The organism is Cedecea neteri (genome assembly GCF_000758305.1).
In the GTDB taxonomy this organism is placed as follows: domain Bacteria; phylum Pseudomonadota; class Gammaproteobacteria; order Enterobacterales; family Enterobacteriaceae; genus Cedecea; species Cedecea neteri_C.
In genome coordinates, this window is record NZ_CP009458.1 from 3,059,400 (window position 1) to 3,085,756 (window position 26,357).

The 26,357-nt window shown below is 56.5% G+C and carries 21 protein-coding genes and 1 other RNA gene; 11 read left to right on the forward strand and 11 right to left on the reverse strand.

The window, feature by feature from the left end; genetic code table 11:
• Window positions 1-19: 19 nt before the first annotated feature.
• The 6 genes from LH23_RS14410 (at window position 20) to selO (ending at window position 5,369) form a co-directional block, all read left to right on the forward strand.
• Window positions 20-571 (forward strand): glutathione peroxidase, encoded by a 552-nt coding sequence (locus tag LH23_RS14410; protein WP_039292394.1) that lies wholly within the window; start codon window positions 20-22, stop codon window positions 569-571.
• Window position 572: 1 nt separating this feature from the next.
• On the forward strand, window positions 573-1,319 hold the full coding sequence (btuD, locus tag LH23_RS14415; RefSeq protein WP_039292395.1) for a vitamin B12 ABC transporter ATP-binding protein BtuD: 747 nt from the start codon (window positions 573-575) through the stop codon (window positions 1,317-1,319).
• Between the two features lie 76 nt (window positions 1,320-1,395).
• On the forward strand, window positions 1,396-1,857 hold the full coding sequence (locus LH23_RS14420) for a C40 family peptidase (RefSeq protein WP_039292396.1): 462 nt from the start codon (window positions 1,396-1,398) through the stop codon (window positions 1,855-1,857).
• Between the two features lie 127 nt (window positions 1,858-1,984).
• Window positions 1,985-2,959, forward strand: coding sequence for a LacI family DNA-binding transcriptional regulator (locus LH23_RS14425; RefSeq protein ID WP_039292399.1), 975 nt, complete (start codon window positions 1,985-1,987; stop codon window positions 2,957-2,959).
• 117 nt (window positions 2,960-3,076) lie between these two features.
• Entirely contained in the window at window positions 3,077-3,859 is a 783-nt protein-coding gene (locus tag LH23_RS14430) for an EAL domain-containing protein (RefSeq protein WP_156108041.1), read from the forward strand.
• Window positions 3,860-3,923: 64 nt separating this feature from the next.
• Window positions 3,924-5,369 (forward strand): protein adenylyltransferase SelO, encoded by a 1,446-nt coding sequence (selO, locus tag LH23_RS14435; protein WP_039292402.1) that lies wholly within the window; start codon window positions 3,924-3,926, stop codon window positions 5,367-5,369.
• On the opposite strand, the gene LH23_RS14440 is transcribed toward selO, so the two are convergent.
• The 8 genes from LH23_RS14440 to LH23_RS14475 form a co-directional block, all read right to left on the reverse strand.
• On the reverse strand, window positions 5,370-6,149 hold the full coding sequence (locus LH23_RS14440) for a heme ABC transporter ATP-binding protein (RefSeq protein ID WP_039292406.1): 780 nt from the start codon (window positions 6,147-6,149) through the stop codon (window positions 5,370-5,372).
• Window positions 6,146-7,105 (reverse strand): FecCD family ABC transporter permease, encoded by a 960-nt coding sequence (locus LH23_RS14445; RefSeq protein WP_039296715.1) that lies wholly within the window; start codon window positions 7,103-7,105, stop codon window positions 6,146-6,148. The genes LH23_RS14440 and LH23_RS14445 overlap by 4 nt, the downstream gene beginning before the upstream one ends.
• 35 nt (window positions 7,106-7,140) lie before the next feature.
• Window positions 7,141-7,956 (reverse strand): heme/hemin ABC transporter substrate-binding protein, encoded by an 816-nt coding sequence (locus tag LH23_RS14450; RefSeq protein WP_039292408.1) that lies wholly within the window; start codon window positions 7,954-7,956, stop codon window positions 7,141-7,143.
• Complete coding sequence (locus LH23_RS14455; protein WP_039292409.1) at window positions 7,953-8,984, reverse strand: hemin-degrading factor; 1,032 nt, start codon at window positions 8,982-8,984, stop codon at window positions 7,953-7,955. Before LH23_RS14455 ends, LH23_RS14450 begins: the two co-directional genes overlap by 4 nt.
• A gap of 11 nt (window positions 8,985-8,995) precedes the next feature.
• The gene (locus LH23_RS14460; RefSeq protein WP_039292410.1) at window positions 8,996-10,975 is read right to left on the reverse strand and encodes a TonB-dependent hemoglobin/transferrin/lactoferrin family receptor; all 1,980 of its coding nucleotides are present in this window, start codon (window positions 10,973-10,975) and stop codon (window positions 8,996-8,998) included.
• Window positions 10,976-11,078: 103 nt separating this feature from the next.
• Window positions 11,079-11,243 carry a hemin uptake protein HemP gene (gene hemP / locus LH23_RS14465; RefSeq protein ID WP_039292411.1) on the reverse strand — a complete coding sequence of 55 codons (165 nt, stop codon included), beginning with the start codon at window positions 11,241-11,243 and terminating at the stop codon, window positions 11,079-11,081.
• Between the two features lie 187 nt (window positions 11,244-11,430).
• Window positions 11,431-12,477, reverse strand: coding sequence for a 3-deoxy-7-phosphoheptulonate synthase AroH (gene aroH / locus LH23_RS14470; RefSeq protein ID WP_039292413.1), 1,047 nt, complete (start codon window positions 12,475-12,477; stop codon window positions 11,431-11,433).
• A 170-nt stretch (window positions 12,478-12,647) separates the two neighbouring features.
• Window positions 12,648-13,481 carry a pyruvate, water dikinase regulatory protein gene (locus LH23_RS14475; protein ID WP_008456534.1) on the reverse strand — a complete coding sequence of 278 codons (834 nt, stop codon included), beginning with the start codon at window positions 13,479-13,481 and terminating at the stop codon, window positions 12,648-12,650.
• A gap of 327 nt (window positions 13,482-13,808) precedes the next feature.
• On the opposite strand from LH23_RS14475, the gene ppsA reads away from it, so the two are divergent.
• Window positions 13,809-16,187: a phosphoenolpyruvate synthase gene (ppsA, locus tag LH23_RS14480; RefSeq protein WP_039292417.1), complete on the forward strand. Its 2,379-nt coding sequence runs from the start codon at window positions 13,809-13,811 to the stop codon at window positions 16,185-16,187.
• 78 nt (window positions 16,188-16,265) lie between these two features.
• Here ppsA and LH23_RS14485 read toward each other — a convergent pair whose 3' ends face one another.
• On the reverse strand, window positions 16,266-17,828 hold the full coding sequence (locus LH23_RS14485; RefSeq protein WP_039292420.1) for an alpha/beta hydrolase-fold protein: 1,563 nt from the start codon (window positions 17,826-17,828) through the stop codon (window positions 16,266-16,268).
• Between the two features lie 151 nt (window positions 17,829-17,979).
• Here LH23_RS14485 and LH23_RS14490 point away from each other — a divergent pair, with 151 nt between their 5' ends.
• Both LH23_RS14490 and LH23_RS14495 read left to right on the forward strand, forming a co-directional pair.
• The gene (locus LH23_RS14490; RefSeq protein ID WP_039292424.1) at window positions 17,980-20,142 is read left to right on the forward strand and encodes a TonB-dependent siderophore receptor; all 2,163 of its coding nucleotides are present in this window, start codon (window positions 17,980-17,982) and stop codon (window positions 20,140-20,142) included.
• Window positions 20,143-20,151: 9 nt separating this feature from the next.
• Window positions 20,152-21,054, forward strand: a complete 903-nt coding sequence (locus LH23_RS14495; RefSeq protein ID WP_052050244.1) for an alpha/beta hydrolase — start codon at window positions 20,152-20,154, stop codon at window positions 21,052-21,054.
• On the opposite strand, the gene rprA is transcribed toward LH23_RS14495, so the two are convergent.
• Both rprA and ydiK read right to left on the reverse strand, forming a co-directional pair.
• Window positions 21,051-21,157: antisense sRNA RprA (gene rprA / locus LH23_RS23500), an RNA gene on the reverse strand. The genes LH23_RS14495 and rprA overlap by 4 nt on opposite strands.
• 357 nt (window positions 21,158-21,514) lie before the next feature.
• On the reverse strand, window positions 21,515-22,627 hold the full coding sequence (gene ydiK, locus LH23_RS14500; protein ID WP_039292429.1) for an AI-2E family transporter YdiK: 1,113 nt from the start codon (window positions 22,625-22,627) through the stop codon (window positions 21,515-21,517).
• A gap of 203 nt (window positions 22,628-22,830) precedes the next feature.
• On the opposite strand from ydiK, the gene LH23_RS14505 reads away from it, so the two are divergent.
• Together LH23_RS14505 and menI are read left to right on the forward strand one after the other, a co-directional pair.
• Window positions 22,831-25,887 (forward strand): FAD-binding and (Fe-S)-binding domain-containing protein, encoded by a 3,057-nt coding sequence (locus LH23_RS14505; protein ID WP_039292439.1) that lies wholly within the window; start codon window positions 22,831-22,833, stop codon window positions 25,885-25,887.
• Complete coding sequence (menI, locus tag LH23_RS14510) at window positions 25,884-26,294, forward strand: 1,4-dihydroxy-2-naphthoyl-CoA hydrolase (RefSeq protein ID WP_039292448.1); 411 nt, start codon at window positions 25,884-25,886, stop codon at window positions 26,292-26,294. Before LH23_RS14505 ends, menI begins: the two co-directional genes overlap by 4 nt.
• Window positions 26,295-26,357 lie beyond the last annotated feature (63 nt).

The following is a 26,357-nucleotide window of genomic DNA, read 5'->3' on the forward strand; positions in this document are numbered from 1 at the left end:
CACAGAGGAAGAGGATGATATGCAAAGCAATGTTCTGAATACCGAAGTCACTACCATTGACGGCGAAAACACCACGCTGGAGAGCTGGCAGGGAAAAGTGCTGCTGGTGGTGAACGTCGCGTCTAAATGCGGCCTGACGCCGCAATATGAGCAACTGGAAAACCTGCAAAAAGACTTTGAAGCCCAGGGGTTCAGCGTGCTCGGCTTCCCATGCAACCAGTTCCTGGGGCAAGAGCCGGGCAGCAGCGAAGAGATCAAAACCTTCTGCAGCACCACCTATGGCGTGACGTTCCCGCTGTTCAGCAAAATCGATGTCAACGGCGAGCACCGCCATCCGTTTTATCAAAAGCTGATTGACGCGCGTCCGGCCGCTGTTGCCCCGGAAGGTAGTGGTTTCCTGGAGCGAATGAGCAGCAAAGGGCGTGGCCCGCTTTACCCTGACGACATCCTGTGGAACTTCGAAAAATTCCTGATTGGCCGTGATGGCAAAGTGATTCAGCGTTTCTCACCGGACATGACGCCGGAAGATCCTGTGGTGCTGGACGCCATTAAACAGGCTTTGGCGAAATAATTTGTCCCTGCTGCAGCTGACAGGCGTCACCGTCGCGGGTCGGGTTGGGCCGATATCTGCGGCGGTGGAGCCCGGGGAACTTATCCATCTTGTCGGGCCAAACGGGGCAGGCAAGAGTACGCTGCTCACGCGGATGGCAGGATTAAGCGCCGGGCAAGGCAGCCTTTTGTTTAATCAGCAACCGCTTGACGGCTGGTTGCCTGCCGAGCTTTCCCGGCGTCGGGCCTGGCTAAACCAGCACCAGCTTCCTCCGTTTGCGATGCCTGTCTGGCATTACCTGCAACTGCATCAATCCTCGCCTGAATCCGAAGCGGCAATGCTGTGCCTGGCGGAGTCGCTTTGGCTCTCAGACAAACTGACCAGAGCGGTCAACCAGCTTTCCGGTGGTGAATGGCAGCGTGTTCGTCTTGCGGCCGTGCTGCTACAGGTTGATCCCTCGGTCAATCCAGAAGGGCAACTTTTGCTGTTGGATGAGCCGATGAATAGCCTCGATGTGGCCCAGCAGGCCGCGCTGGATCGTCTTCTGCACGCATTTTGTGAAGCCGGCATCGCGATAGTGATGAGCAGTCATGATTTGAACCACAGCCTGCGTCATGCCCACAAGGTATGGCTTCTGCGTGAAGGCAAAATGGTTGCTCAGGGTGCCAGGGATGAAGTGTTAACGCCGAAAAACTTAGAGGCTGCCTATCAAATGCCGTTTCGGTTATTGCGTATCGAAGGGCACAGTATGCTGATAAGCCCGTTATAACATCGTGGAAAGCTTGCAATAATTCCGGGCGACAGGCTAAATTACTGGAAACAGCAAGACCGGGAGTTGTCTGAAAATGCGTTTGTGGCTTATTGCAGTGGCATGCATAGTGTTGGTGGGGTGTAGTCATAATGCCCCTCATCCGAACGCCAGGCTTTCCGATTCCATTACCGTTATCGCTCAGCTAAACGATCAGCTCCGCAGCTGGCATGGTACACCGTACACCTACGGCGGCATGAGTCGACGCGGCGTGGACTGCTCCGGCTTCGTGTTGATGACCTTCCGCGATAAGTTTGACCTGATGCTGCCGCGGATGACCAGCGAGCAGGCAGAAATCGGGACAAAAATTGACAAAGACGAGCTGCTGCCGGGTGACCTTGTATTCTTCAAAACCGGCTCGGGTGAAAGCGGCCTGCACGTTGGCATTTATGATACCGACAACACGTTCATTCACGCGTCCACCAGCCGCGGCGTAATGCGTTCCTCTCTGGATAACGTCTACTGGCGTAAAAAATTCTGGCAAGCCCGCCGTATATAGCCTTTTCTGATTTTACCTAAGTTGAAAAACCGTGACCGTTCCCGCAAATCTGCGGGCAACGTCAACGGTATTGGCAATATCAGGTAATATCGGGAGGCATTGTGCTTTTCCCGCTAAGGATTGTTTCATGGTCACCCTCGAAGATGTTGCTGCCCACGCCGGCGTCTCCCGCGCCACCGTATCCCGCGTGGTGAATGGCGACACTAAGGTTAAATCACAAACCCGCATTAAAGTGGAGGCCGCGATTGCTGAACTTGGCTACTCCCCCAATCCTGCAGCCAGAGCGCTGGCGTCAAGCCAGAGCCATTCCATTGGCCTGGTGACCACGTCATACACCGGGGGTTTCTTCGGGGCGCTGATGGATACGGTGCAAAGCGAAGCGGAATCCAACGGGAAACAGCTCCTGGTGACGCAGGGGCGTGGCGTAGAAGAGAACGAGCGCAATGCTATTCAGCGACTCTACAACTTGCGCTGCGATGGGCTGATCCTCCATGTCCGCGCCATTGCCGACGAAACCTTGATTCAACTGGCGGAACGCGGTAACCGGTTTATCGTGCTCGACAGAGACGTGCCCGCATTAAGCGCACGCTGCGTGGTCTTCGATCATCGCCTGGCTAGCCACATGGCCACCCGCTATTTGCTGGATGCGGGCCATCTGGCAATAGCCTGCCTGCATGGCCCAACTCAGCGTGCCTCAAGTCTTTTACGGCGTCAGGGCTTTCTCGATGCCATGGAAGAGCAGGGGATTACTCCGGTTGCGGTGGTGGAAGGGGAGTACGATATGCCCAGCGGCTATCGGCAAACCTCGGCCTTGCTGGATGAATATAAAATCAGCGCCCTTTATTGCTGTAACGAAGAGATGGCCGTTGGGGCGATGCTGGCCATTACCGAGCGGGGGTTACGCATTCCTCTGGATATATCCCTTATTTGTTATGACAGTGGCGATCGTGCGGCATTTGTTCGCCCGGCGTTAACCAGCGTTTATTTCCCAATTGGTGATATGGCCCGCTACGCGACGCGTAAATTACTGAATGAGCATTGTGAGAATGAATCTTTTTTACCTTGCATCATTGCTCGTGATTCCGTTCGGAATTTACGTTAAAAACTGGCTATGTACGGATATCCAGGATAAGCTAAAAGTTATTAAAACATAAAGCTTAAACGTTTCAGGGATGAGTGTGAAATTCACAGCGATAGCTGCTATCCGACTATTTTCGGATTGGCGCTGTATCTCTCTGCCGTCCAACCAGAAATCTACAGGGCTGGCAAAATGATTGTTTCACTTGATAGTGTTTATTGTTCTCACCTTTACTATCGCCCCGTCGTCAGGCCGGACGATAGCATTTTGGGCGTCGAAATCGTAGCAAACTTCGTGGGGGCCAGCGCGCCAGTTCGTATTCCAACCGAATTGTTAATTCCTCATCTTGTGCCGGAACAGCACCTCGAACTGTTTAGAGAAAAATTAACACAAATAGAAGAACATCAGAATTTCTTTATCACCCGGCAACTTGTTGTCTGGGTTCATATTAATGAAACTATTATTGACGCGTTAATTAGCAATCAGGATTTATTTATCCGGCTAAAGGCTTTGCCGTTTATTGAATTAACGATCGGTGAAAGCTTTCCTGATTTAAATAGCGGTAAAACGAATTTAAGACTGGCCTGGCTGGCTGAACGTTTCTCACTCGGTCTGGCTGACTTTGGTGCAGGCCATGCCACCACAAAATCTATTTTTGATGGGCTGTTTCGGCATGTGATTCTGGACCGCTTTTTTGTTCAGAAACAGCTTCCGGGCCGCACGTTCTCGCCCTTTATGCTCGCCATTCTTGGGCAGGTTTCACCGTATTGTCAGGCTTTGCTGATTGCCGGGATAGACTCCGCCAGCGCACGGCGTAAAGTGCAGGGTTTGGGCTTTGCCGCTATGCAGGGTAAACTCTGGCCGCTGGTGCCGCCGGAGGAACTGGCCTCACTTTTCCCCCCTCATGAAGGTCTGGTTCACTAAAGCCCCTGCTGCGCGACCGTGTTTAAAATGCATTACTGGGGCTACACTGTCGGGCGGAGGAACCATGACCAATACTTTAGCTTTTCTGAATACCTGGCACGATGAGCTGCCGGGGTTCTACAGCGAATTAACCCCCACGCCGCTGAAAAATGCCCGGCTGCTTTATCACAGCCAGCCGCTGGCTGATGATCTGGGGATTAACGCCTCGTTTTTTGCCGCACCGCAGCAGGGGATCTGGAGTGGCGAAACGCTACTGCCCGGCATGCAGCCACTCGCCCAGGTTTATAGCGGGCACCAGTTCGGCGTTTGGGCCGGGCAGTTGGGAGACGGGCGGGGTATTTTGCTGGGCGAGCAGCAACTGGCGGACGGACGCAAGGTTGACTGGCACCTCAAAGGTGCTGGCTTGACGCCATACTCACGCATGGGCGATGGCCGGGCCGTGCTGCGTTCCACGATTCGGGAATTTCTCGCCAGCGAAGCCATGCATGCTTTAGGCATCCCGACGACGCGAGCATTAACGATAGTCACCAGCGATACGCCGGTACAGCGTGAAACGGTTGAGCAGGGGGCAATGCTGCTGCGGGTGTCCGAAAGCCATCTGCGTTTCGGGCATTTTGAGCATTTCTACTATCGCCGCGAGCCGGAAAAAGTCCAGCAGCTTGCCGATTACGCCATTCGTCACCACTGGCCGCATTTGCAGGGGCTTGAAGAACGCTATGAGCTGTGGTTCAGCGACGTGGTGGCGCGTACCGCTGGGCTAATTGCAAGCTGGCAAACGGCAGGCTTTGCCCACGGGGTAATGAATACCGACAATATGTCGATTCTTGGCCTGACCATGGACTACGGCCCGTACGGCTTCCTCGACGACTACCAGCCTGAGTTTATCTGCAACCATTCCGACTACCAGGGCCGGTATGCCTTCGACAATCAGCCCGCGGTGGGGCTCTGGAACCTGCAGCGCCTGGCGCAGACGCTGTCACCGTTTATCAGTGCCGACAAGCTGAACGCGATTCTGGACGGCTACCAGCCGGCCATCATGCGCGCTTTTGGCCAGCGGATGCGCGCCAAACTGGGACTGTTTACCGAACAGCAGGCCGATAACCAAATCCTGAGTGAGCTCTTCGCCCTGATGAGCAAAGAAGGCAGTGATTACACGCGCACCTTCCGTATGCTGAGCGTGACGGAGCAGCTCAGCGCGGCGTCGCCGCTGCGGGATGAGTTTATCGACAGGGCAAGTTTTGATGCCTGGTTCGGGCGCTATCGTGAACGGCTTCAGGCGGAGCAGGTGAGTGACGCAGAACGCCAGCAGAAAATGCAGGCGGTGAACCCGGCACTGGTGTTACGCAACTGGCTGGCGCAGCGGGCAATCGAAGCCGCGGAGCAGGGCGATACTCGTGAACTGGCGAAACTCCACGAGGCGCTGCTCCAGCCGTTCTCCGATCGTGAGGACGAAATGACGCAACGTCCACCGGACTGGGGAAAACGGCTGGAAGTCAGTTGCTCAAGCTGATCACTGGCGCAGGCCTACCTGAGGAACCGGGTGTTCCGGATGTCGGAACACCCGCAGATCGGCCTGGTACCAGCGCTGTAACGTTTGCTCTTCCAGTACTTCATCAGGCGTGCCGTTCGCCACCAGCCTGCCTTTATGCAACAGCACGATACGGTCGGCCCAGAGTGCCGCCAGATTTAAATCATGCAGCACAACGCACACCGACAGCGTTCCCTGCTGCGCCAGGCGGCGCAGCAGGCGAAGCACGTGTTGCTGGTGGTAGAGATCCAGCGCCGACGTAGGCTCATCCAGAAACAGCCAGCCGTGAGGTTGTCCGTCGCACCAGAGCTGCGCCAGCGCCCGGGCAAGCTGCACCCGCTGCTGCTCACCGCCGGATAAGCGGCAAAAATCTCTGCCGCTAAGATCTTCACACCCGGTCAGCGCCATGACTTCCGCCACGACGCTGGCCGTTGACGCCTGTGGCCAGGGTGCGCGACCCATGGCAATCACATCTTCTACCGTCCAGCTAAATGCCATGCTGCTTTGCTGGCGCATCACCGCGCGTTTGCGGGAAAGCGCTTCGTTGGACCACTGATTTAAATCCTGGCCCGCCAGGGAAACGTGCCCGCTGTCAGGCTGTTGAAACCCGGTTAACAGCCGCAACAGCGTGGATTTGCCCGCGCCGTTTGGGCCAATCAGCGCCACAACTTCACCCGGCTTCAGGCTGACATTGACGTTATCAATCAGATAACGATGGCCCAGCTTCAGTGAAATATCGTGCGTGGACAGAACTTCATTCATCTCGCGCTCTCCTTGCTGCGAAAGATCATCGCCAGGAACCAGGGGCCGCCTATCAGGCTGGTCAACAGGCCCACCGGCATTTCTGCTGGCGCGACAATCGTTCGCGCCAGCGTATCGGCTACTAACAGCAACATGGCACCGGCCAGCACGGAGCCGGGCACCAGCCAGCGATGATCGGATCCAAGCCACATGCGCACCAGATGCGGAACCACCAGACCAACGAAGCCGATAACGCCGCTGATGGCCACCGCAGCGGCAACCAACAAGGCGCTCAGGATTAGCAAATGCCGCTGCGTTGTTTTGACATCCACGCCCAGGTAATGTGCCTCTTCATCGCCAAGCTGGAGCAGGTTCAGGCGCTTTGAAAGCAGCCAGATGCCCACGCTTGCGGGAAGAATTAGCGACGCGGTGGCAAGCAGCGTTGACCATTGTGCCTGGCCCAGGCTACCCATCCCCCATAAAGAGAGCTGGCGCAGTTGAGCGTCATTGCTTATCCACGACAGCACGCCAACCGCCGCGCCGCACAGCGCATTGATGGCGATGCCCACCAGCAGCAGACGAGACAAACTGTTGGTGCCTTTCCTGCTAAGCAGGAAAATCGCCAGCGTCACCGCCAGGCTGCCGACAAACGCCGCCAGCATAGGGACATAAAGCGCCAAAACCGCCGGCAGAGCCAGCGGCATGACAATCGACAGACCCACCGCCAGCGCGGCCCCGCTGCTGATCCCAAGCAGACCCGGGTCGGCAAGCGGGTTACGGAACAACCCCTGCATCACGCAGCCCGACAGCGCCAGAGCGCCGCCGATCAGCGCCGCCAGCAGCACCCGTGGCAAGCGGATGTTAAGCCAGATGTCGCGCAACGCCTCGTCATGCGTCTGCCACAGCACGGCCACGGACAGCCGCATGGCGCCGAGATTAGCGGCAATAAGCGCCATTGCCAGCAGAACCAGCCCCATCAGACACAGGGCATGGTGAGGCAGAGGTCGGCGTATCACGGCAGTTGCTCCGCTTTTTTGCGCAGGGCGAGGATCGTTTGTGGGGTATCAATCCCAAAACCGAGCAGCGCCATGTCATCGACGACCATCAGCTGCTTATTTTTCCCGGCTGGCGTTTGTGCAAGCCCTGGTAACGCCCAGACGTTAGCTTCCCCGCCGAGGGTTTTCACCCCATCGGTGGTGACCAGGATCAGATCAGGTTTGCTGGCGATCACGCCTTCCTGGGACAGAGGCTGGTAGCGCTTGAAGCCCTGCATGGCATTGTCCAGCCCGGCGGCATGAATCGCAGCATCTGCGGCGGTTTCCTGCCCGGCAGCCATGGCGGTCATACCGCCGTGGCTCATAATGAACAGCACTTTTTTGCCTAACGGTTTGGCCGGAATTGCTGCTAACTGGTCATGAAGCGTTTTGCGAAGCTTGTCGCCTTCCGCCGTTTTACCCAGAGCGGTAGCTACAGCAGCCACTTTGGCATCAATGCTCTCGAGAGTATTTTCCGCCGGGACGGTAACAACCTTCACTTTGCTGGCCTCAACCTGCTTCAGTGCCATGGAAGGCTGAGCCTGAGCGCTGGCCAGCACCAGCGACGGGCGCATGGCGAGAATGCCCTCGGCATTAAGCTGGCGCAGATAGCCCACATCCGGCAGTTTTTTCACGGCATCGGGATGGAGGCTCGTGCTATCACGAGCCACCACATCCTGACCCGCACCCAGAGCCCAGGCAATCTCGGTGACATCGCCACCGATGGTTACCACGCGCTCTGCCGCACCTGCCATTAATGGCAGGGCGAGGATGGCGAGTAGCAGGCGTTTCATGCCGCTAACCCTTTGCCGATCAGCGCTTCAATTTGCAGGCGCCACTGCTCTTGCTCAGGCTGGCCTTCAGTGCGCTGGCCGTACAGCTGGGCAATTTGCGTGCCGTCGGCGGCGAACAACTCAAGGCTGGTCACGTGGCCGTCGGCGGTTGGTTTGCGGGTTACCCAGCTTTCGGCGATGGTGTCGCCCATCAGGTGCAGGGTGAATTCCGGGTTGAAAACGTTGACCCAGTTTTCCATCGGCACCACTTTGCGGATTTCACCGGTGAAGATCTGCACGCAGCCGCGGTTGCCGACGAAAATCATGATCTCGTTGCCGTCTTCTTTCGCCTGGTTCAGTAACTGGGAAAGCGCTTCGTTGTCTACGCGGCAGGCCAGATCGTCTTTCACCAGGCGGAAAGCCTGCTGACGAGTCAGCTGGTGGCGTTTCAGCAACTGGAAGAACTGGTGCACGTCGGTCATCGCGCGCCATTCAGCATCCACTTTGTCGGCTTCGACGGTTGGGGTCATCACCGCTTCTTCAGCGGCTTTGATCTCTAGCGCCGGGTTGTCGGTGTGGATGAAGCGGGTCAGGACTTCGCTCCAGGCTTCAACATGGGTGTTGTCGGTGGTGTACACCTTCAGCAGTGCGTCACCCTGATGGTCAAAGAATTGAATGCTTTGGCGCTCACCGCGTGCAGTCTCTTCACGGACGTGGAACACGCTTGCCCACTGGTTCAGGAACAAACGCAAATCCAGCGCGCGTGGGTTCAGCACCAGCCCGGCGTGGCCGTTCAGGTGCTGGTTCTCAAAGCGGCCTACCTGCTCGTGAACGGCATATTCGTTGCGGCAGATACACTTGGTTTCGCCCACGGCTTCCAGCGCGGCGAAGATCTCTTTCACATCACCATTCAGGCGCCATGCGTCGTGTCCGACGCGGGCATGGGTCAGTTCCGCTTCACTGATTTGCATCAGTTTGGCGATATCCCGGGCATATTTTTTCGGGTGTTCTTGCTTAAGCTGGATCCAGCTGTCGTAACGCTGACTCATGAATAACTCCTTTACCATTGATAGCTCACGAAAATTTTACCGTTACGGCCATCCTGCGGGAGACCCTGCGGTGACCAGTACTCTTTATCGAAGGCGTTGCCAAACACCAGCGTGGTGGTTAAACCCCGCAGCTGCTGCTGCCCTTTATAGCTGACATAAAAATCACTGACCGCGTAGCCCGGCTGCTGTGCATAGGAGCTGCTGATGTGGGTGGAACGCTCGGCGAAGGTGCCGACCCAGCCCACAGAGAAGCCGCTGTGTGACACAGGGATGTCCAGGGTGGTGGTGACGGTGTCCGGGTTCAGGCTGGAAATGTACTCGCCGGTATCTTCATCTTTACCGCGAGTGCGGTTATAGGCGGTATCCAGGCTGAACAGATCGGCGGTGTACTTCGCGGTTACGTCCCAGCCCCAAATTTTGGCTTTTGGCACGTTATAGGACATGGTGGTCGCTTTGGCGAAGTCCACGGTGGTAGAGATGTAATCTTTCGCTTTGGTATCGAAATAGCTGGCTTTGAATTCCAGGCCGTCGTTAGCCATCGCCAGATTGTCGAAGCGCAGACCGAAGCCGTATTCCTGCGTTTCATTGGTTTCCGGACGCAGGTTCGGGTTTGGTACCCAATAGTTGGTGTAACGAGTGCCGATAGAGAAGTGCTTGGAGTCGTTGTACATCTCGCCCATGGTCGGCGCACGGAACGCCTGTGCATAGGAACCAAACAGCATCAGCCAGTCGGTTGGCGTGACGGAAACCGCCCCGCGTGATGACCACTTGTCGGCATCCACGTCTTTATAGCCCTGGCTGCTACCGCTGTAGTTGTCATAGCGCGTCCCGGCCAGGATAGAAATCGGCAGGTCGCGCAGGGTGATTTCATCCTGCAGCCAGCCGGAACCAAAGTTGATTTTCGCCTGTGGGAAGCCGGTCGTCAGGCCACCAGGAGCCTGCTCCTGACGGTAATATTCGCTGCCGTAGGTCAGCAGGTTGGCCGCGAAGCTGTCGCTAAACAGGCGGCTGCGGTTTTCGAGCTTGCCGCCTTTGGTCGTCTGTTTACGGAATTCACCGCCCTGATTCGGGGTTTCGGCGTTGATACGAGCTTCAGACCAGTAGGCAGTTGCGGTGGCGTTCAGCCAGTCGTTGTCCTGCGGGCCAAGGTGGTATTTCAGCTGCGCGTCGCGCTGAATGGTAGAGCGATTGGTCATCGGGTTGCTGGAGGCGGAGGCATCCGGCGTCTGCGGGTTTTTCGGTTCCTGGGCATTATTATTGTAGTAACGCAGGGAGCCGGACAGCGACTGAGCCGAATCGATATACCAGGTGCCTTTGGTCAGCAGGTTACCGATGTTCTCGTCATTAGGCGCGGTTTCGCCGTTGCTCTGGCGCAGATTACCGCGATCGCGGCTGGACCAGGCGACAACGCCGTCCAGATTATCGGTGCGTCCGAAGGCGCTGGCACCCATGCCGATGCTGTGGTCGCCGGTACCGCCGGTGCCGAAGACGCGGAAGCCGCTGTTTTGGCCGTCAAATAACAGATCGGCCGCATCGGCGGTTTCATAGGAAATAACGCCGCCCAGCGCACCGCTGCCGTACAGCAGAGCTGCCGGGCCACGTACCACTTCAATACGTTTAATCAGCGCAGGATCGAGGAAGGTGCTGTTCAGGTGGCCGGTGTCGGTGCCCTGACGAATGCCATCGACCAGAGTCAGCACGCCGCGGCGATCGTAACCACGCATATTGATGTCCTGGCCATTGGTACGTCCGGTGCCGTCGATGGTGATCCCCGGTACTTTACGCAGCATGTCAGCGGCGGAAGTGGACGTCTGGCTCTCCGGTGAATTTGCGTCGATAACGCTCACCATCATCGGGGCTTCGAAAGTGCTGCGTTGGTTACCGGTGGCAACCACGGTCATTTGCTCGTCTTTCGCGAAAGCGGGCAGGGCGGTAAATACGGCTAACGTGAGTACAGACAGACGAAAACCTGCTGTGTTGGTGCAAGGCATAGCGCAACTCTCCTAAGGAATTTCGAAAGCGCTGGCTGCCTGGGGATGACCTGGGTGGCTGGCTAATTTCCCCTTTTTGGATTTGGGGAACGGTTTGTTTAATTTATTTGGTCAGGATCAGTTTCCCGGCCTGAGTCTGGCGTAACAGATATTGCTGCCCTTCATGGACGATAACAACGCGGCCTTCAACGCCGAGCAGCGCTTTGCTGTCCACCTGACGAGGCTCTGTCGCGGGCTGCGGGCGGGCGGGGGTGAATGGTTTGTCCATACGCTTCACTCTGTTTACAAATGACAATCAGTGTAACAATGAGAATCATTATCAGAAAAAGCCGAATCAGCAGCAAGCATTATTTGTAATAATTGTGTGAATCAGGGAATTTCCTGGCGGGCGAGTTGTCGTGAGGCGTAATGCTATGATATCCGGCGGGTTATTCCGTTCCCGCCGGTAGCCTGAATTAGAAGCGTCGGTCAGTAGCCTGCGACAGCATAGCGACCAGCGTTTCCGTATCTTCCCAGTTAAGGCAAGGATCGGTGATCGACTGCCCGTAAGTCAGGGGCTGGCCGGCAACGATTTGCTGCGTCCCTTCTTTCAGGAAGCTTTCCGCCATGATCCCGGCAATTGCCCGAGAACCATTGCGAATTTGCGTGCAAACATCCTCGCAAACATCCAACTGGCGGCGGTGCTGCTTCTGGCAGTTTCCGTGGCTGAAATCAATCACCAGATGTTCAGGCAAGTCAAACGCGCTCAGCGTGTCGCAGGCGGCAGCAATGTCTTCCGCGTGGTAATTCGGCTGCTTGCCGCCGCGCATAATAATATGGCCGTAAGGGTTACCGCTGGTCTGGTAAATCGTCATCTGCCCTTGTTTATCCGGGGAGAGGAACATGTGGCTGGCACGCGCGGCGCGAATGGCGTCCACTGCTATGCGGGTATTGCCATCGGTGCCATTTTTAAAGCCGACCGGGCAGGAGAGTGCGGACGCCATTTCGCGGTGGATCTGGCTTTCGGTCGTGCGTGCGCCAATCGCGCCCCAGCTAATCAGGTCGGCGATATACTGCCCGGTCACCATATCCAGGAATTCTGTCGCGGTAGGGACACCCAGTTCGTTGACCTGCAGCAGCAGGCGGCGGGCCTGTTCGAGGCCATAGTTAATGCGGTAGCTGCCGTTCAGATCAGGATCGGAAATTAACCCTTTCCAGCCAACCACGGTGCGCGGTTTTTCGAAATAGGTGCGCATCATGATCTCAAGGCGATCCTGATGTTTTTCACGCAGCGTTTTGAGGCGGCGAGCATAGTCCATCGCGGCGTCAAGATCGTGGATCGAGCAAGGGCCGACGATCACCAGCAGGCGTTTGTCTTCGCCGGTCAGGATCTTTTCTATCCGGCGTCGGGCGGCGGTAACGTGCTGGGCAACCTCAGCGGAAACCGGGAAGCGCTCGGTTAACTCAGCCGGTGTCACCAGGCTGTCGATGCGCGCGGTTCGCAATTCATCTGTTTTGTTCATTGGGTGTCTCAGAAATTTTGTCTTCTCTGCGGCAGATTTACCGGGAAGTGATGGGGATCACAATAAACCAAAGCTGACCGATTTCAACATCCGGCCTGCTTTGGCGAAAGGATTGCCCCACCGCAGTCTGTACACCCTAGCATACACGCCTGGTCTTTTGTACTAGTTTCTTAGTACATGCGGCGATTCAGTCCCATAATGTCGAGAATTTTGGTCGCCATCTCTTCAACAGAGTAGTTGGTACTGTTGAGGTAGCGAATCTGGTTTTTACGGAACAGGGCTTCCACTTCGGCGACTTCCAGACGGCACTGGCGGAGAGAGGCATAGCGGCTGTTTTCACGGCGTTCCTCTCGAATGGCGGCCAGGCGCTCAGGGTTGATGGTCAGGCCAAAAAGCTTGTGCTGCAGCGGTTTAAGCACCGCAGGAAGCTGAATGTTGTCCATATCATCGGCAATAAAAGGGTAGTTCGCGGCGCGAATGCCAAACTGCATCGCGAGGTAGAGGCTGGTCGGGGTTTTGCCACAGCGTGACACGCCCAGCAAAATGACCTGCGCCTGATCGAGATTGCGCATCGAAATCCCGTCGTCGTGCGCCAGCGTGTAATCAATGGCGGCAATACGGGCGTCGTATTTCGTCAGGTTGCCTGGGTTAAGGCCATGCGTTCTGTGGGCTACGGGAGTCGGATCCAGCTTTAGCTCCTGCTGCAGCGGCGCAACCAGCGTTTGCACGATGTCCTGGCAAAAGCCTTCGCTCTGCATAATGATGTCGCGGATATTGGGCAGCACGATGGAATAAAATACCAGCGGGCGCACCCCGGTTTGCTGATAAATCGCGTCAATCTGCTCTTTTACCGCTTTTGCACGGCTTTCATTCTCAACAAACGGCAGCGTAATACTGTTGATAGATACCGGGAATTGTGACATCACCGCGTGACCAAGTACTTCAGCGGTAATGGCAGTGCCATCGGAAATACAAAATACCTGACGATCGACTAAATTATCCATTTTTATTCCTGAACGGGGAACCGGTTTCCCTAAAGCATAAAGTAAAACAAGGGATTCCGAGTAGCGCTAATCTTAATTTAAAAAGTGAAATAGCGTTTTTAAATTTAATTAACCATCGGAAATATATTCAAATCAATACTATACCCATTATCATTGTGAGGATTATATGATAATCAATGGTTTATGAAATGAGCGGATCTATCCGAAAATGTCATATTTTATTTTGCTTGAACGATTCACTGGTTTCATTCCCCCCTAAGAATATGCAAAGCTAAATACGAAGTCTGGTGTTTCTTGTACCCATTCATTTAAAAAAGGATTGTTTCGATGTCCAATAACGGCTCGTCACCGCTGGTGCTTTGGTATAACCAACTCGGCATGAATGATGTAGACAGGGTCGGAGGCAAAAATGCCTCCCTGGGTGAAATGATTACCAATCTTTCGGGCGTGGGTGTTTCCGTCCCGAACGGTTTTGCGACCACCGCCGAGGCGTTTAACCTGTTTCTCGACCAGAGCGGCGTGAACCAGCGTATCTACGAGCTGCTGGATAAAACCGACATTGACGATGTGAGCGAGCTGGCGAAAGCCGGAGCGCAGATTCGCCAGTGGATTATTGACACACCTTTCCAGCCTGAGCTGGAGCATGCCATTCGTGAAGCCTACCAAACGCTTTCCTCCGATGATGCCGAAGCCTCTTTTGCGGTGCGTTCTTCTGCCACTGCGGAAGATATGCCGGACGCTTCCTTTGCCGGGCAACAAGAAACCTTCCTCAACGTGCAGGGCTATGATGCCGTGCTGGTGGCGGTGAAACACGTTTTCGCCTCGCTGTTTAACGACCGTGCAATTTCCTACCGTGTGCATCAGGGCTACGACCATCGTGGCGTGGCGCTCTCGGCTGGTGTTCAGCGCATGGTGCGCTCCGACCTTGCTTCTTCCGGGGTCATGTTCTCCATTGATACCGAGTCCGGTTTCGACCAGGTGGTGTTTATCACCGCCGCGTGGGGCCTGGGTGAAATGGTTGTGCAGGGCGCCGTAAACCCGGATGAATTCTACGTCCATAAGCCAACGCTTGAGGCAGGCAATCCGGCCATCGTTCGCCGTACCATGGGCTCGAAAAAGATCCGCATGGTTTATGCCCCAACTCAGGAACACGGCAAGCAGGTACGAATTGAAGACGTGCCGGAAGCTGACCGTGACCGTTTCTGTATTACTCAGGAAGAGATTCAGGAACTGGCTAAACAAGCTGTACAAATCGAAAAGCATTATGGCCGCCCGATGGATATCGAGTGGGCCAAAGATGGCCACACCGGCAAGCTGTTCATCGTTCAGGCTCGCCCGGAAACCGTGCGTTCTCAGGGCCAGGTAATGGAACGCTACCAGCTGCATGCGCAGGGGCAGATCGTGGCGGAAGGCCGCGCGATTGGGCACCGCATCGGCGCTGGCCCGGTAAAAGTGATCCACGACATCAGCGAAATGAACCGCATCCAGCCGGGCGACGTGCTGGTCACCGACATGACCGACCCGGACTGGGAACCGATCATGAAAAAAGCGGCGGCGATCGTCACCAACCGTGGCGGACGTACCTGCCACGCGGCAATTATCGCGCGTGAGCTTGGTATTCCAGCCGTTGTAGGCTGCGGCGATGCCACCGAGCGCATGAAAGACGGCCAGAACGTGACCGTTTCCTGTGCCGAGGGCGACACCGGCTACGTTTACGCGGAGATCCTCGACTTCACCGTGAAAAGCTCTACGGTAGATGCCATGCCGGATCTGCCGCTGAAAATTATGATGAACGTCGGCAACCCGGATCGTGCGTTTGACTTCGCCTGCCTGCCGAACGAAGGCGTTGGCCTGGCGCGTCTGGAATTTATCATTAACCGCATGATTGGCGTGCACCCGCGTGCGCTGCTGGAGTTCGACCAGCAGGAGCCCGCGCTGCAGGCGGAAATCCGCACGATGATGAAAGGCTATGACGACCCGGTTGAGTTCTACGTGGGCCGCCTGACCGAAGGGATCGCGACCCTGGGCGCGGCGTTCTGGCCGAAGCGCGTGATCGTCCGCCTGTCTGACTTCAAATCTAACGAATACGCCAACCTGGTGGGCGGCGAGCGTTATGAGCCGGAAGAAGAGAACCCAATGCTGGGCTTCCGTGGCGCCGGTCGCTACGTGGCGGACAGCTTCCGCGATTGCTTCGCGCTGGAATGCGCGGCCATGAAGCGCGTACGTAACGAAATGGGCCTGACCAACGTCGAAGTGATGGTGCCGTTTGTGCGTACCGTTGCCCAGGCCAAAGCAGTGGTTGAGGAGCTGGAGCGTCAGGGCCTGAAGCGCGGTGAGAACGGGCTGAAGATCATCATGATGTGTGAGATCCCGTCCAACGCCCTGCTGGCGGATGAGTTCCTGCAGTACTTTGACGGCTTCTCCATCGGCTCGAACGACATGACGCAGCTTGCGCTGGGCCTGGATCGCGACTCTGGCGTGGTGTCTGAACTGTTTGACGAGCGCAACGACGCGGTGAAAGCGCTGCTGTCGATGGCAATCAAAGCGGCGAAGAAGCAGGGCAAATACGTCGGGATTTGCGGTCAGGGGCCGTCCGATCACGAAGACTTTGCCGCCTGGCTGATGGAAGAGGGGATTGACAGCCTGTCCCTGAACCCGGACACCGTGGTGCAAACCTGGCTCAGCCTTGCCGAACTGAACAAGTAACGTTTAACCCTTCTCTTCAACAAAGAGAAGGGATCCGGGCCGGTGCCTGCCTGCTTTATGCGGGCACCGGGCCGACACTTATCCCCGCCTAATCAAATCCTTCATGCCGGTAATAATGGCCTCGCACCAGGCGGCGTAATCATGCCCGCTCGACCAGGGATTAAAGCTCACCTCATAGCCCTTTTCACGCAGCACAGCTTCAAGCTGTTGCGTGTTGCGGTAAATACCGCCGTCTGCGCCTTTGCTTTCAAAGCGCCCCGCCTGCAGCCAAAAACGCACTGGCAGGCGCGGTGACGCCTGATACTGCCGGGTTAACCAGCCGGGCGCTTCGCCCTCGGGTGACCACCAGTAAGAGCCGGACAAACTCAGCACGTTGCCAAACGCTTCTGGATGGCGCAGCGCCACCCAGGCCGAAGCCAGGCCGCCGTAGCTGGAGCCTGCCACGATGGTTTTTTGTGCCGGAGTGGTGATGCCCTGTCGGCGCAGCCACGGCACCAGCTCTTCGGCCATAAAATCGGCGAAATCGGCATTGGGCGGCAGCTCTTTTTCCCGTCGCTCACCGTCGAGGCTGTCGATAAACACGGCGTTAAGTGGCGGCAGGGCATGGCGGGCTATCAGGCCATCCAGCACATTGGCAAGATGATAACGGTCCTGGTACATACGGCCATCGAACAGCATCAGCGTCCAGCGGGCGGGCTGCCCGCCGCGTGGCCGGTAGACGGTGACTTCCCGACGGTTTGCCAGCTTTTTGCTTTCTACCTGATAGCGAACCAGGGAGCCTTGCCGAATCGGCTCGGCGGTGGCCTGCGGGGTAAAATAGCGGTGGGTGGTCAGGTCCAAAAGTGAGAAACGACTCCAGCGGTCGCCTTTGCCTGCGGGGCTGACTTGCGGGTTGAGCGGGTCGGTCTGGGCCGACACCAGAATCGCCCGACGCTGGTCGCGCGCAGTGCCTTCCACAAGAGGAACGTCTGGGGCCAGTTTGTACTGCATAAGCGTATCCGCCGGTACTACATAGCTGCGGTACCAAACGTCGGACTGCCCGAGGCGGAACATCGGGTCATGGTCGCCGGCCGGGGAACCGAGCACAAACACGTTACCCTGTGCGCCGCGCCACAGGAACGTCACGCGTTTGCGGCTGGCATCGATGGGCTCGATCAGTGGCGTCCCCTGTTCACGTCTTTCCTGCCAGAAGGCTTCGGTGCTTGCGCCGTGGCTTAACGCTTGCTCAAGCGCCAGTAGCGCCGGACTTTCCGGGGATTGTTCGTCGTTACGCTTGAGCGGGACGGTTTCACGAATCTGCCAGCGGAACAGCCAGCGCCTGCCGGGTTCACCGCGAAGCACCAGCGTAGAAGGCTGGCCGACGGGCAGGGCAAAAAGCGGATTATGCTTGCCATCCACCGGCCCGTTTTCCACCAGGGAGCGCCAGAGCCTGCCTTTGCTGTCCACCAGGCTGGCGTCGGTTACACCGCTCAACCGGACGTTGGCGTAGTTTTCACCCAGTGCCGGAAGCCCAAAGCAGATTTCGCCGCTGGCGTCGAACTTCCCATCCTGCTCACCCTGGCTGCCGGTAAAAGTACAGGTCGCGGCCACCGCCGACGCTGAACAAAGTCCCAACATTAATGCGCTCCACGCGGCTCTCATCGTGCTTATCATTCCTGATAAAAAAGTGCATACACGCTAATGCAAATGAGATTGATTTGCAATAACATTGCAAGTCGTTGCGTTTTACGACAAAACGTAACAGGAGAGAAAGGCGAACTTAATTCACCTAATCACATGGGATGTTACGGTCATGCACTTTAAAAATAATAAAGTCACCCGCGGCCTTTGGCTGATGGGATTCAGTGCCCTGGGGATGGGAAACGGCGTTCAGGCGCAGGAGCGGCAGGTCAGCGAGGAAACTCTGGTGGTCACCGGCTCGGTTAGTGAGGATCCTTCCGCGCCGCTTAAGGGAATGGTGGCCACCAAAACGTTATCTGCCACGAAAACTGCGGCTGACTTGCTCAAAACGCCGCAGTCGGTTTCGGTGATTACCCGTGATCAAATGAACGCGCAGGATGTCACCTCCGTGTCGCAGGCTTTACGCTACTCGGCCGGGGTGTTGACGGAGTATCGGGGCAGTTCGAACCGCAACGACGAGGTGTTTGTGCGCGGCTTCAGCTATGTGCCGAAGTATCTCGACGGACTGAGCTATGGGGCGACGGCGTCTTCCCAGACCGGGACGTTTGACCCGTGGTTGCTTGAGCGAGTGGAGCTGGTGCGCGGCCCGGCGTCCGTGCTGTTCGGCCAGGTAAACCCCGGCGGGCTTATCAGCATGACCAGCAAGCGCCCGACAAGGGAAGCGATACATGAATTGCAGTTCCGCTCAGGCAACCAGCATCTGGCCGAGGGGGCTTTTGATTTTGGCGGCTCGCTAAGCGACGATAATCGGGTACTTTATCGCTTAAACGGGATTGCCCGCACGCAGCACAGCCAGGTTGCTGATTACAAAGAACAGCGCATGGCGATTGCGCCGGCGCTGACCTGGTATCCCAACGATCAAACTCGTTTTACTTTGCTGACCAGCTACCAGAAAGATCCGAAGGCTGGCTATCGTAATTTCCTGCCTGCCGCAGGCCTGGTGACGGAAACCGCGGCGGGGTATATCCCGCTGGACTTTAACGTCAGCGATCCCAGTTACGACCAGTCGTGGCGTGAGCAAACGATGGTGGGCTATGAGTTCGAGCACAGCTTCAACGATATCTTCACCTTCCGCCAGAATGCCCGTTACGCCAGTATCAAACAAAAGTACCGTTACCTCGTGTACTCCACCTCGAAGAGCGACACGTTACTTTCGCGCCGTGCGCAGCGAGAAACGCGTGATACCGATGAGTTTGGCATCGATAACCAGCTTGAGGCGCAGTTTGATACCGGCGCGTTGGGGCATACGCTGTTAGGCGGCCTGGATTACAAGTCTAACCATGACCGGCAGCAGCTCAGCCGGGGCACCGGGGCGAAATACGATCTGTACTGGCCGAACCCGGCGTATGGCCTCAATGTGGACGAAAGCACCTTCAGCGCGGTGAATGACGACCAGCAGAATCTCGACCAGACGGGCGTCTACCTGCAGGATCAGCTCAGCTGGAATAACTGGCAACTGCTGCTTTCCGGGCGTTACGACTGGGCCGAAGTGCGCACGACGGACAGGTTAAAAAGCAAAACGACGCAGCAGAATGACAGTAAATTCACCTGGCGTACCGGGCTGCTTTACGCCTTTGATTTCGGCCTGTCGCCGTATATCAGCTACAGCACCTCGTTTGAACCAAACCTGCAGACCAACCGCGCGCCAGGCGCTGCGCCGTTCGACCCAAGCCTGGGCAAGCAGACCGAAGTGGGCCTGAAGTATCAGCCGCTGAAAGAGACCTTCATGACACTGGCGCTGTTCGATCTTCGCCAGACAAACGTTGGAACCTATAACAGCGCGCTGGGCTGGTTCGAAAACGCCGGTGAGATCCGTTCTAAAGGGCTGGAGGCGGAGGTGCATTCCACGCTGTTTAACAGCCTCAACCTGATAGGGTCTTACACCTGGACGGATGCGGAAACCGTGAGCACCACGGTGGCGGGTACCGAAGGAAAAACCCCCGCTCGTGTTCCAACGCATATGGCGTCGGCGTGGGGCAGTTACACTGTTCCACAAGGTATGCTGAAAAACCTGACGGCAGGTGTCGGGGTTCGCTACATCGGCACCAGCTATGGCGATGCGAAAAATACCTTTAAAGTGGCGGCCGTGGATCTCTATGACGCTATGCTGCGTTACGAGTTAGGTGAAGTTAGCCCTGATTTGAAAGGGGCAGCCTTGCAATTCAACGTCAACAACCTTGCGGACACAAAATACGTGGCATCCTGTGCATCGGATTCGGCCTGTTTCTACGGCATTGGCCGCACCTTAACCGCCACCGTCAGCTATCGCTGGTAAGGAGAACTTTTGCGCTATCTGCTTATGGCGCTTATCGCACTTGCTGCCCCCTCGGGGGCAGCGGTCATCGAAGATAAGCCCTACACGCTGGCGAATACGCTGGTACACAATCTGCATTCGCCGGAAAACGGTGAATATAAAATTATGGTTTCCTGGCCTGAGGGCGAAGCCCCGTCAGAAGGCTGGCCGGTGATTTATCTTCTGGACGGCGAGTCCGTCTTCCCCGGTGCGGTGTCGCTGATGCAGCGCCTGACCTGCGAACGCTGCCCGTTAACACCGGGCGTCGTGGTGGCGATTGACTACCCGGGAAACAGCCGTCGGGAGCGCGATTATCGCCCTGCGGTGGATAAAGTCGTGCTGGAGCCTAATCCGGCGGGAGGCACTTATCCGCCAGGTACACCCGGTGAAGCGCAGAAGTTCTGGCAGTTTATTGACGCTGAGCTTCGGCCCTGGGTCGAAAAGAAATGGAAAATTAATCCGCAGCGGCAGGCTCTGTTTGGTCATTCCTATGGTGGACTTTTCACTACCTGGCTGTTTACGACCTCGCCGGGCGCTTTCCAGCATTATTACGCCTCAAGCCCTTCGGTGTGGTGGAACGACCGCTATCTGCTGCGAATGGCAAAAAACTGGCGGCCTGATGAGGGAAATGCTCAGCTATCGCTCTCTGTGGGAAGTTATGAACAGTCGCTGCAGCCGCAGGAGGCCAGGCTGTCGGAAGAGAAGCGTGCCACGCTATTAAAACATCGTGGGCAGAGAGCGATGGTGGACGGCAATCGTGAAATGGCTAATGCCTTGATAGCTAAGGCCCCGACTCGGGTTGATTTTACGCTGGTAGAAGGGCAGAGCCACCTGACCGTTGCTCCGCTGGTTCTACATGGGGCGCTTATCAATCACTTTGCGAAATCAGAATAAAAAAAAGCCCATCTTCAAGATGGGCAAAGACTACACACAGCAATTCGTTGTTTCACTCAGGGGATTTCGATGTTTATAAATCAACGTGTTGATTCATAACCGTGAGTTAAATAGTAGGCATCTCGCTAAGTGGCGTCACTCAGATTCGTCTCAATCGTTAACAGAAGGTAAATAACTTGAGACAGCATAGCCCGGAGTGGGGGCTTCAATGGCTGGAATAGCGAGGGAAAAAGGCGTTATTGATTAGACTTATTAACCATTTGCGTTAAGTCACTGCTTTCGGGATATGCATAGCGTTGTTTCTGATTTTTACCCTCACCCTAACCCTCTCCCTGGAAGGGAGAGGGAATAAACAATGTCTTCTGTAGCTAGTTTTCCCCCTCTCCACTCTGGGGAGAGGGCCGGGGTGAGGGGATATTTGTGTCAGGCTCTAACCGTTCCCGAATAAAAGTCGGTGGGGTTACCGCTTGAGCGTCTCTTGCTCCTCAAGCAGTTCGACCACCTCTTGCGGATCGTCCTGCGGGGCAGGGGCTTCGTGCATCCAGACCGAAATCAGCCGATAAGAAACCGCCAGCAGCACCGGGCCGATAAACAGACCAATCATCCCGAAGGCAATCAGGCCGCCGATAACGCCGGAGAGAATCAGGATCATCGGCAAGTCCGCGCCCATGCGGATAAGGACCGGACGAATCACATTGTCCATGGTGCCGACGACGCAGCTCCACACCAGCAGCACTGTTCCCCAGGTGGTATCCCCGCTCCAGTACAGCCAGATTATGGCGGGCACCAGAATAACCAGCGGGCCAAGCTGAATCAGGCAGCTAAGCACCATCAGTACGGTGAGCAATGCGGCGTAAGGAATGCCGGACACTGCGAGGCCAATACCGCCCAGCACGCCCTGCGCGAGCGCGGTGACAACTACGCCCAGCGCTACGGCGCGAATCGCCTGGCCAGCCAGCAGCACGGCCGCATCACCACGTTTGTCCGCTAAGCGGAAGGCGAAGTGGCGTATACCGTTCCCCAGCGTCTCGCCTTTGGCATACAGCAGCACGCTGAACAGCAGCATCAGGCCGAGATGCACCAGCAGGGTGCCAATATGCACAGCCTGGCCGAGGAACCAACTGGTCGTCGTGCCGATATAAGGGCGGACTTTTTCCATAATCGCGCTGCCGCCGCTGCTCACCAGCGTGTTCCAGCCGCTGTAAAGCTTATCGCCGATAAGCGGGATGCTGTGCAGCCATTCGAAGGCGGGCAGCGCCATGTGCCCTTTGGTTGCCCAGTTAATCACCGGGCCGCTGTTGTCCACCAGGCTGTTCACTAACATAGCGACCGGGATGACAAACAGCATTAGCAGCAGCAGCGTCATCACCAGCACCGCAAGGGAGCGTTTGCCCCACAGCAGCTTTTGCAATTTGATGAGCAGCGGCCAGGTTGCAATGACGATGGTTCCGGCCCAGGCGAAGCCTAAAACAAATGGGCGGACAATCCACAGACAGGCGAGAATCATCACGGAAATAAACAGCACGGACAGCAGGATCTGCAGCAGATCCTTTGGCTGACTGACTTTGATCATAGGAAGAATCACCTCAATAAAATGCACCCGCGCTAAATTCGCATGGCGATAATTTAATGATGATGTATTTCCTCGATTTTTGACAGGCGCATTTCGCTTCGCGTTATCTGAAATAACAGCCGCAAATCGCGACGGAATATGATAAAAACAAAACAGACACGCAAACGATAACTCTTACTAAGCAACACAGGGTCGACCCGTCAATGATCCCACAAATTTCTCAAGCACCTGGCGTCGTTCAGCTGGTGCTCAGCTATTTAGCATCACTGGAGCAACAGGGCTTTACCGGCGATACCGCCACCAGCTACGCAGACCGCCTGACCATGGCGACCGATAACAGCATTTACCAACTGCTGCCGGATGCGGTGCTTTTCCCTCGTTCAACCGCAGACGTCACGTTGATTACCCGCGTGGCCGCCGAAGATCGCTTTAAATCCCTGGTGTTTACCCCGCGCGGCGGCGGCACCGGCACCAACGGGCAATCGCTGAACGGCGGCATCGTGGTGGACATGTCCCGCTACATGAATCGCATCATCGAAATTAATCCGGAGCAAGGTTGGGTGCGGGTGGAAGCTGGGGTCATTAAAGATCAGCTCAACCAGTTCCTGAAGCCGCACGGCTACTTCTTTGCCCCGGAACTGTCGACCAGTAACCGCGCCACGCTGGGCGGGATGATCAACACCGATGCCTCCGGGCAGGGGTCGCTGGTGTACGGTAAAACCTCCGATCATGTGCTGGGTGTGCGCGCCGTGCTGATGGACGGTGAAATTCTGGACACGCACCAGATGGCAACCGGGCTTGCCGAAGAACTGGGTCGCGAAGAGACCACCAGCGGGAAAATCTACCGCACCGTGCTTGAGCGCTGCCGCGAACAGCGCGAGCTGATTATCGATAAATTTCCCAAACTCAACCGTTTCCTCACCGGCTATGACCTGCGCCATGTTTTCAATGACGACCTGAGCAAGTTCGATTTAACCCGTATTCTTACCGGCTCCGAGGGGACGCTGGCGTTTATCACCGAGGCGAAGCTGGACATCACCCGCTTGCCGAAGGTGCGCCGGCTGGTGAACGTCAAGTACGACTCCTTCGATTCCGCCCTGCGAAACGCACCCTTTATGGTGGACGCTCGGGCGCTGTCGGTGGAAACCGTCGATTCCAAAGTCCTGAACCTGGCGCGGGAAGACATCGTCTGGCACTCGGTCAGTGAGCTGATCACCGACGTGCCAAATAAAGAGATGCTCGGGCTGAACATCGTTGAATTTGCCGGGGACGACCAGGCGCTTATCGACGGCCAGGTCACTGAGCTATGTGCTCGCCTTGATGCACTGATGGCCGAAGGCGAGGGTGGGGTGATTGGCTGGCAGGTCTGTGATGAGCTGGCCGGTATAGAAAAAATCTACGGTATGCGGAAAAAAGCCGTTGGCCTGCTGGGGAACGCCAAAGGTCAGGCTAAACCGATTCCGTTTGCTGAAGACACCTGTGTGCCACCTCAACATCTGGCGGACTACATTGTGGAGTTCCGCGCGCTGCTGGATAGCCACAACCTGAGTTATGGAATGTTTGGCCACGTTGATGCTGGCGTATTGCATGTTCGTCCCGCGCTGGATATGTGCGACCCGCAGCAGGAAATGTTGATGAAAAGCATCTCCGACGATGTGGTAGCGCTGACGGCAAAATACGGCGGTCTGCTGTGGGGTGAACACGGCAAAGGGTTCCGTGCCGAGTACAGCCCGGCCTTCTTCGGTGAAACGCTGTATGAAGAGCTGCGCCGCATTAAGGCCGCGTTTGACCCGGCTAACCGGCTCAATCCTGGCAAAATTTGCCCACCGCTCGGCGTGGACGACCCGATGATGCAGGTCGATGCCGTTAAGCGCGGGACGTTTGACCGGCAAATTCCGATTGCGGTGCGTACTTCCTGGCGCGGCGCGATGGAGTGCAACGGCAACGGCCTGTGCTTTAACTTCGATGTGAAAAGCCCGATGTGCCCGTCGATGAAGATCTCCAGCAACCGCATTCACTCCCCGAAAGGGCGGGCCACGCTGACCCGTGAATGGCTGCGGCTGCTGGCCGAGCGCGGCGTTGACCCGCTTGTGCTTGAGAAACAGCTGCCGGAGCAGCGCGCCAGCCTGCGGGGGCTGATCGAGCGTACCCGCAACTCGTGGCACGCCAGCAAAGGCGAATACGATTTTTCCCACGAAGTGAAAGAGGCGATGTCCGGCTGCCTGGCCTGTAAAGCCTGCTCTACCCAATGCCCGATTAAAATCGACGTGCCGGAGTTCCGCTCTCGTTTTCTGCAGCTTTACCACACGCGCTATCTGCGCCCGCTGCGCGATCACGTCGTGGCCTCGGTGGAGAGCTATGCACCGCTGATGGCGCGTGCGCCGAAAACCTTTAACTTCTTTATGCGTCAGCCGTGGGTGCAGAGTTTGTCCCGCAGGCACATCGGCATGGTCGACCTGCCTATGCTGTCTACGCCGACGCTGCAGCAGCAGTTGGTCGGGCACAGCTCCGCCAACGTCACGCTGGAACAGCTGGAGCGTTACTCCGATGAGCAGCGGGCTAAAACGGTGCTGGTGGTGCAGGATCCGTTCACCAGCTATTACGATGCTCAGGTAGTGGCAGATTTTATTAAGCTTGCAGATAAGCTAGGCTTTGAGCCTGTGGTGCTGCCGTTCTCGCCGAACGGTAAGGCCCAGCACATTAAAGGATTCCTGCAGCGTTTTGCGCGCACGGCGAGTAAAACGTCTGAGTTCCTGAACCGCATTGCGAAACTGGGTATGCCGATGGTTGGCGTCGATCCGGCGCTGGTCCTGTGCTATCGCGATGAATACAAACAGACATTAGGCGAAGAACGCGGAGATTTTCAGGTTCAGCTGGTGCACGAATGGCTCCAGACTGCGCTGAAAGAACGGGAAGTGCAGGGCGCGGGGGGAGAAGCTTGGTACCTCTTTGGCCACTGCACCGAAGTGACGGCGTTGCCGGCGGCACCGAATCAGTGGGCCGGTATTTTTGCTCGTTTTGGTGCGAAACTCGAAAGCGTAAGCGTTGGCTGCTGCGGCATGGCTGGCACTTACGGTCACGAGGTGAAAAATCTCGCCAATTCATTGGGCATTTATGAACTCTCCTGGCATCAGGCGATGCAGCGCCTGCCGCGCAACCGCTGTCTGGCAACCGGCTACTCCTGCCGCAGCCAGGTCAAGCGCGTTGAGGGCAACGGCGTGCGGCATCCATTACAGGCTCTTCTGGAGATTATCGGATGATTTGGCGACGTGAAGCCACGCTTGCCGCGCTCAACAAATTGGGCGCGAACAATATGGTCGGCCATGTAGGCATTGAATTTACGCGTTTTGACGACAACGAAATTGAGGCCACCATGCCGGTGGATGAGCGCACCCGGCAGCCGTTTGGCCTGTTGCACGGCGGCGCGTCGGTCGTGCTCGCGGAAACGCTGGGTTCAGTGGCGGGCTACCTGTGCACCGAAGGCGACCAAAAGGTGGTTGGGTTAGAGGTCAATGCCAACCACATCCGCTCGGCGCGAGAAGGCGTGGTGCGCGGCGTTTGTCGCGCAGTGCATGCGGGGCGTCGTCATCAGGTGTGGCAAATTGATATCTACGATCAGCAAGACCAGCTGTGCTGTACCTCTCGTCTGACCACGGCGGTGGTGTAGCCTAATCCCACGTTCAGCCTTCAGGGACGTGGGATTGTTTTAATTTGTTATTATTTCATTGAA

Coding starts and splice junctions, on each gene's coding strand:
- LH23_RS14440 (WP_039292406.1), bottom strand. CDS start 6,149: ATGAATGAAGTTCTGTCCACGCACGATATTTCACTGAAGCTGGGCCAT.
- LH23_RS14490 (WP_039292424.1), top strand. CDS start 17,980: ATGCACTTTAAAAATAATAAAGTCACCCGCGGCCTTTGGCTGATGGGA.
- LH23_RS14445 (WP_039296715.1), bottom strand. CDS start 7,105: ATGGGGCTGGTTCTGCTGGCAATGGCGCTTATTGCCGCTAATCTCGGC.
- LH23_RS14505 (WP_039292439.1), top strand. CDS start 22,831: ATGATCCCACAAATTTCTCAAGCACCTGGCGTCGTTCAGCTGGTGCTC.
- LH23_RS14450 (WP_039292408.1), bottom strand. CDS start 7,956: ATGAAACGCCTGCTACTCGCCATCCTCGCCCTGCCATTAATGGCAGGT.
- ppsA (WP_039292417.1), top strand. CDS start 13,809: ATGTCCAATAACGGCTCGTCACCGCTGGTGCTTTGGTATAACCAACTC.
- LH23_RS14425 (WP_039292399.1), top strand. CDS start 1,985: ATGGTCACCCTCGAAGATGTTGCTGCCCACGCCGGCGTCTCCCGCGCC.
- ydiK (WP_039292429.1), bottom strand. CDS start 22,627: ATGATCAAAGTCAGTCAGCCAAAGGATCTGCTGCAGATCCTGCTGTCC.
- LH23_RS14420 (WP_039292396.1), top strand. CDS start 1,396: ATGCGTTTGTGGCTTATTGCAGTGGCATGCATAGTGTTGGTGGGGTGT.
- LH23_RS14475 (WP_008456534.1), bottom strand. CDS start 13,481: ATGGATAATTTAGTCGATCGTCAGGTATTTTGTATTTCCGATGGCACT.
- LH23_RS14455 (WP_039292409.1), bottom strand. CDS start 8,984: ATGAGTCAGCGTTACGACAGCTGGATCCAGCTTAAGCAAGAACACCCG.
- LH23_RS14410 (WP_039292394.1), top strand. CDS start 20: ATGCAAAGCAATGTTCTGAATACCGAAGTCACTACCATTGACGGCGAA.
- selO (WP_039292402.1), top strand. CDS start 3,924: ATGACCAATACTTTAGCTTTTCTGAATACCTGGCACGATGAGCTGCCG.
- aroH (WP_039292413.1), bottom strand. CDS start 12,477: ATGAACAAAACAGATGAATTGCGAACCGCGCGCATCGACAGCCTGGTG.
- LH23_RS14485 (WP_039292420.1), bottom strand. CDS start 17,828: ATGAGAGCCGCGTGGAGCGCATTAATGTTGGGACTTTGTTCAGCGTCG.
- menI (WP_039292448.1), top strand. CDS start 25,884: ATGATTTGGCGACGTGAAGCCACGCTTGCCGCGCTCAACAAATTGGGC.
- hemP (WP_039292411.1), bottom strand. CDS start 11,243: ATGGACAAACCATTCACCCCCGCCCGCCCGCAGCCCGCGACAGAGCCT.
- LH23_RS14460 (WP_039292410.1), bottom strand. CDS start 10,975: ATGCCTTGCACCAACACAGCAGGTTTTCGTCTGTCTGTACTCACGTTA.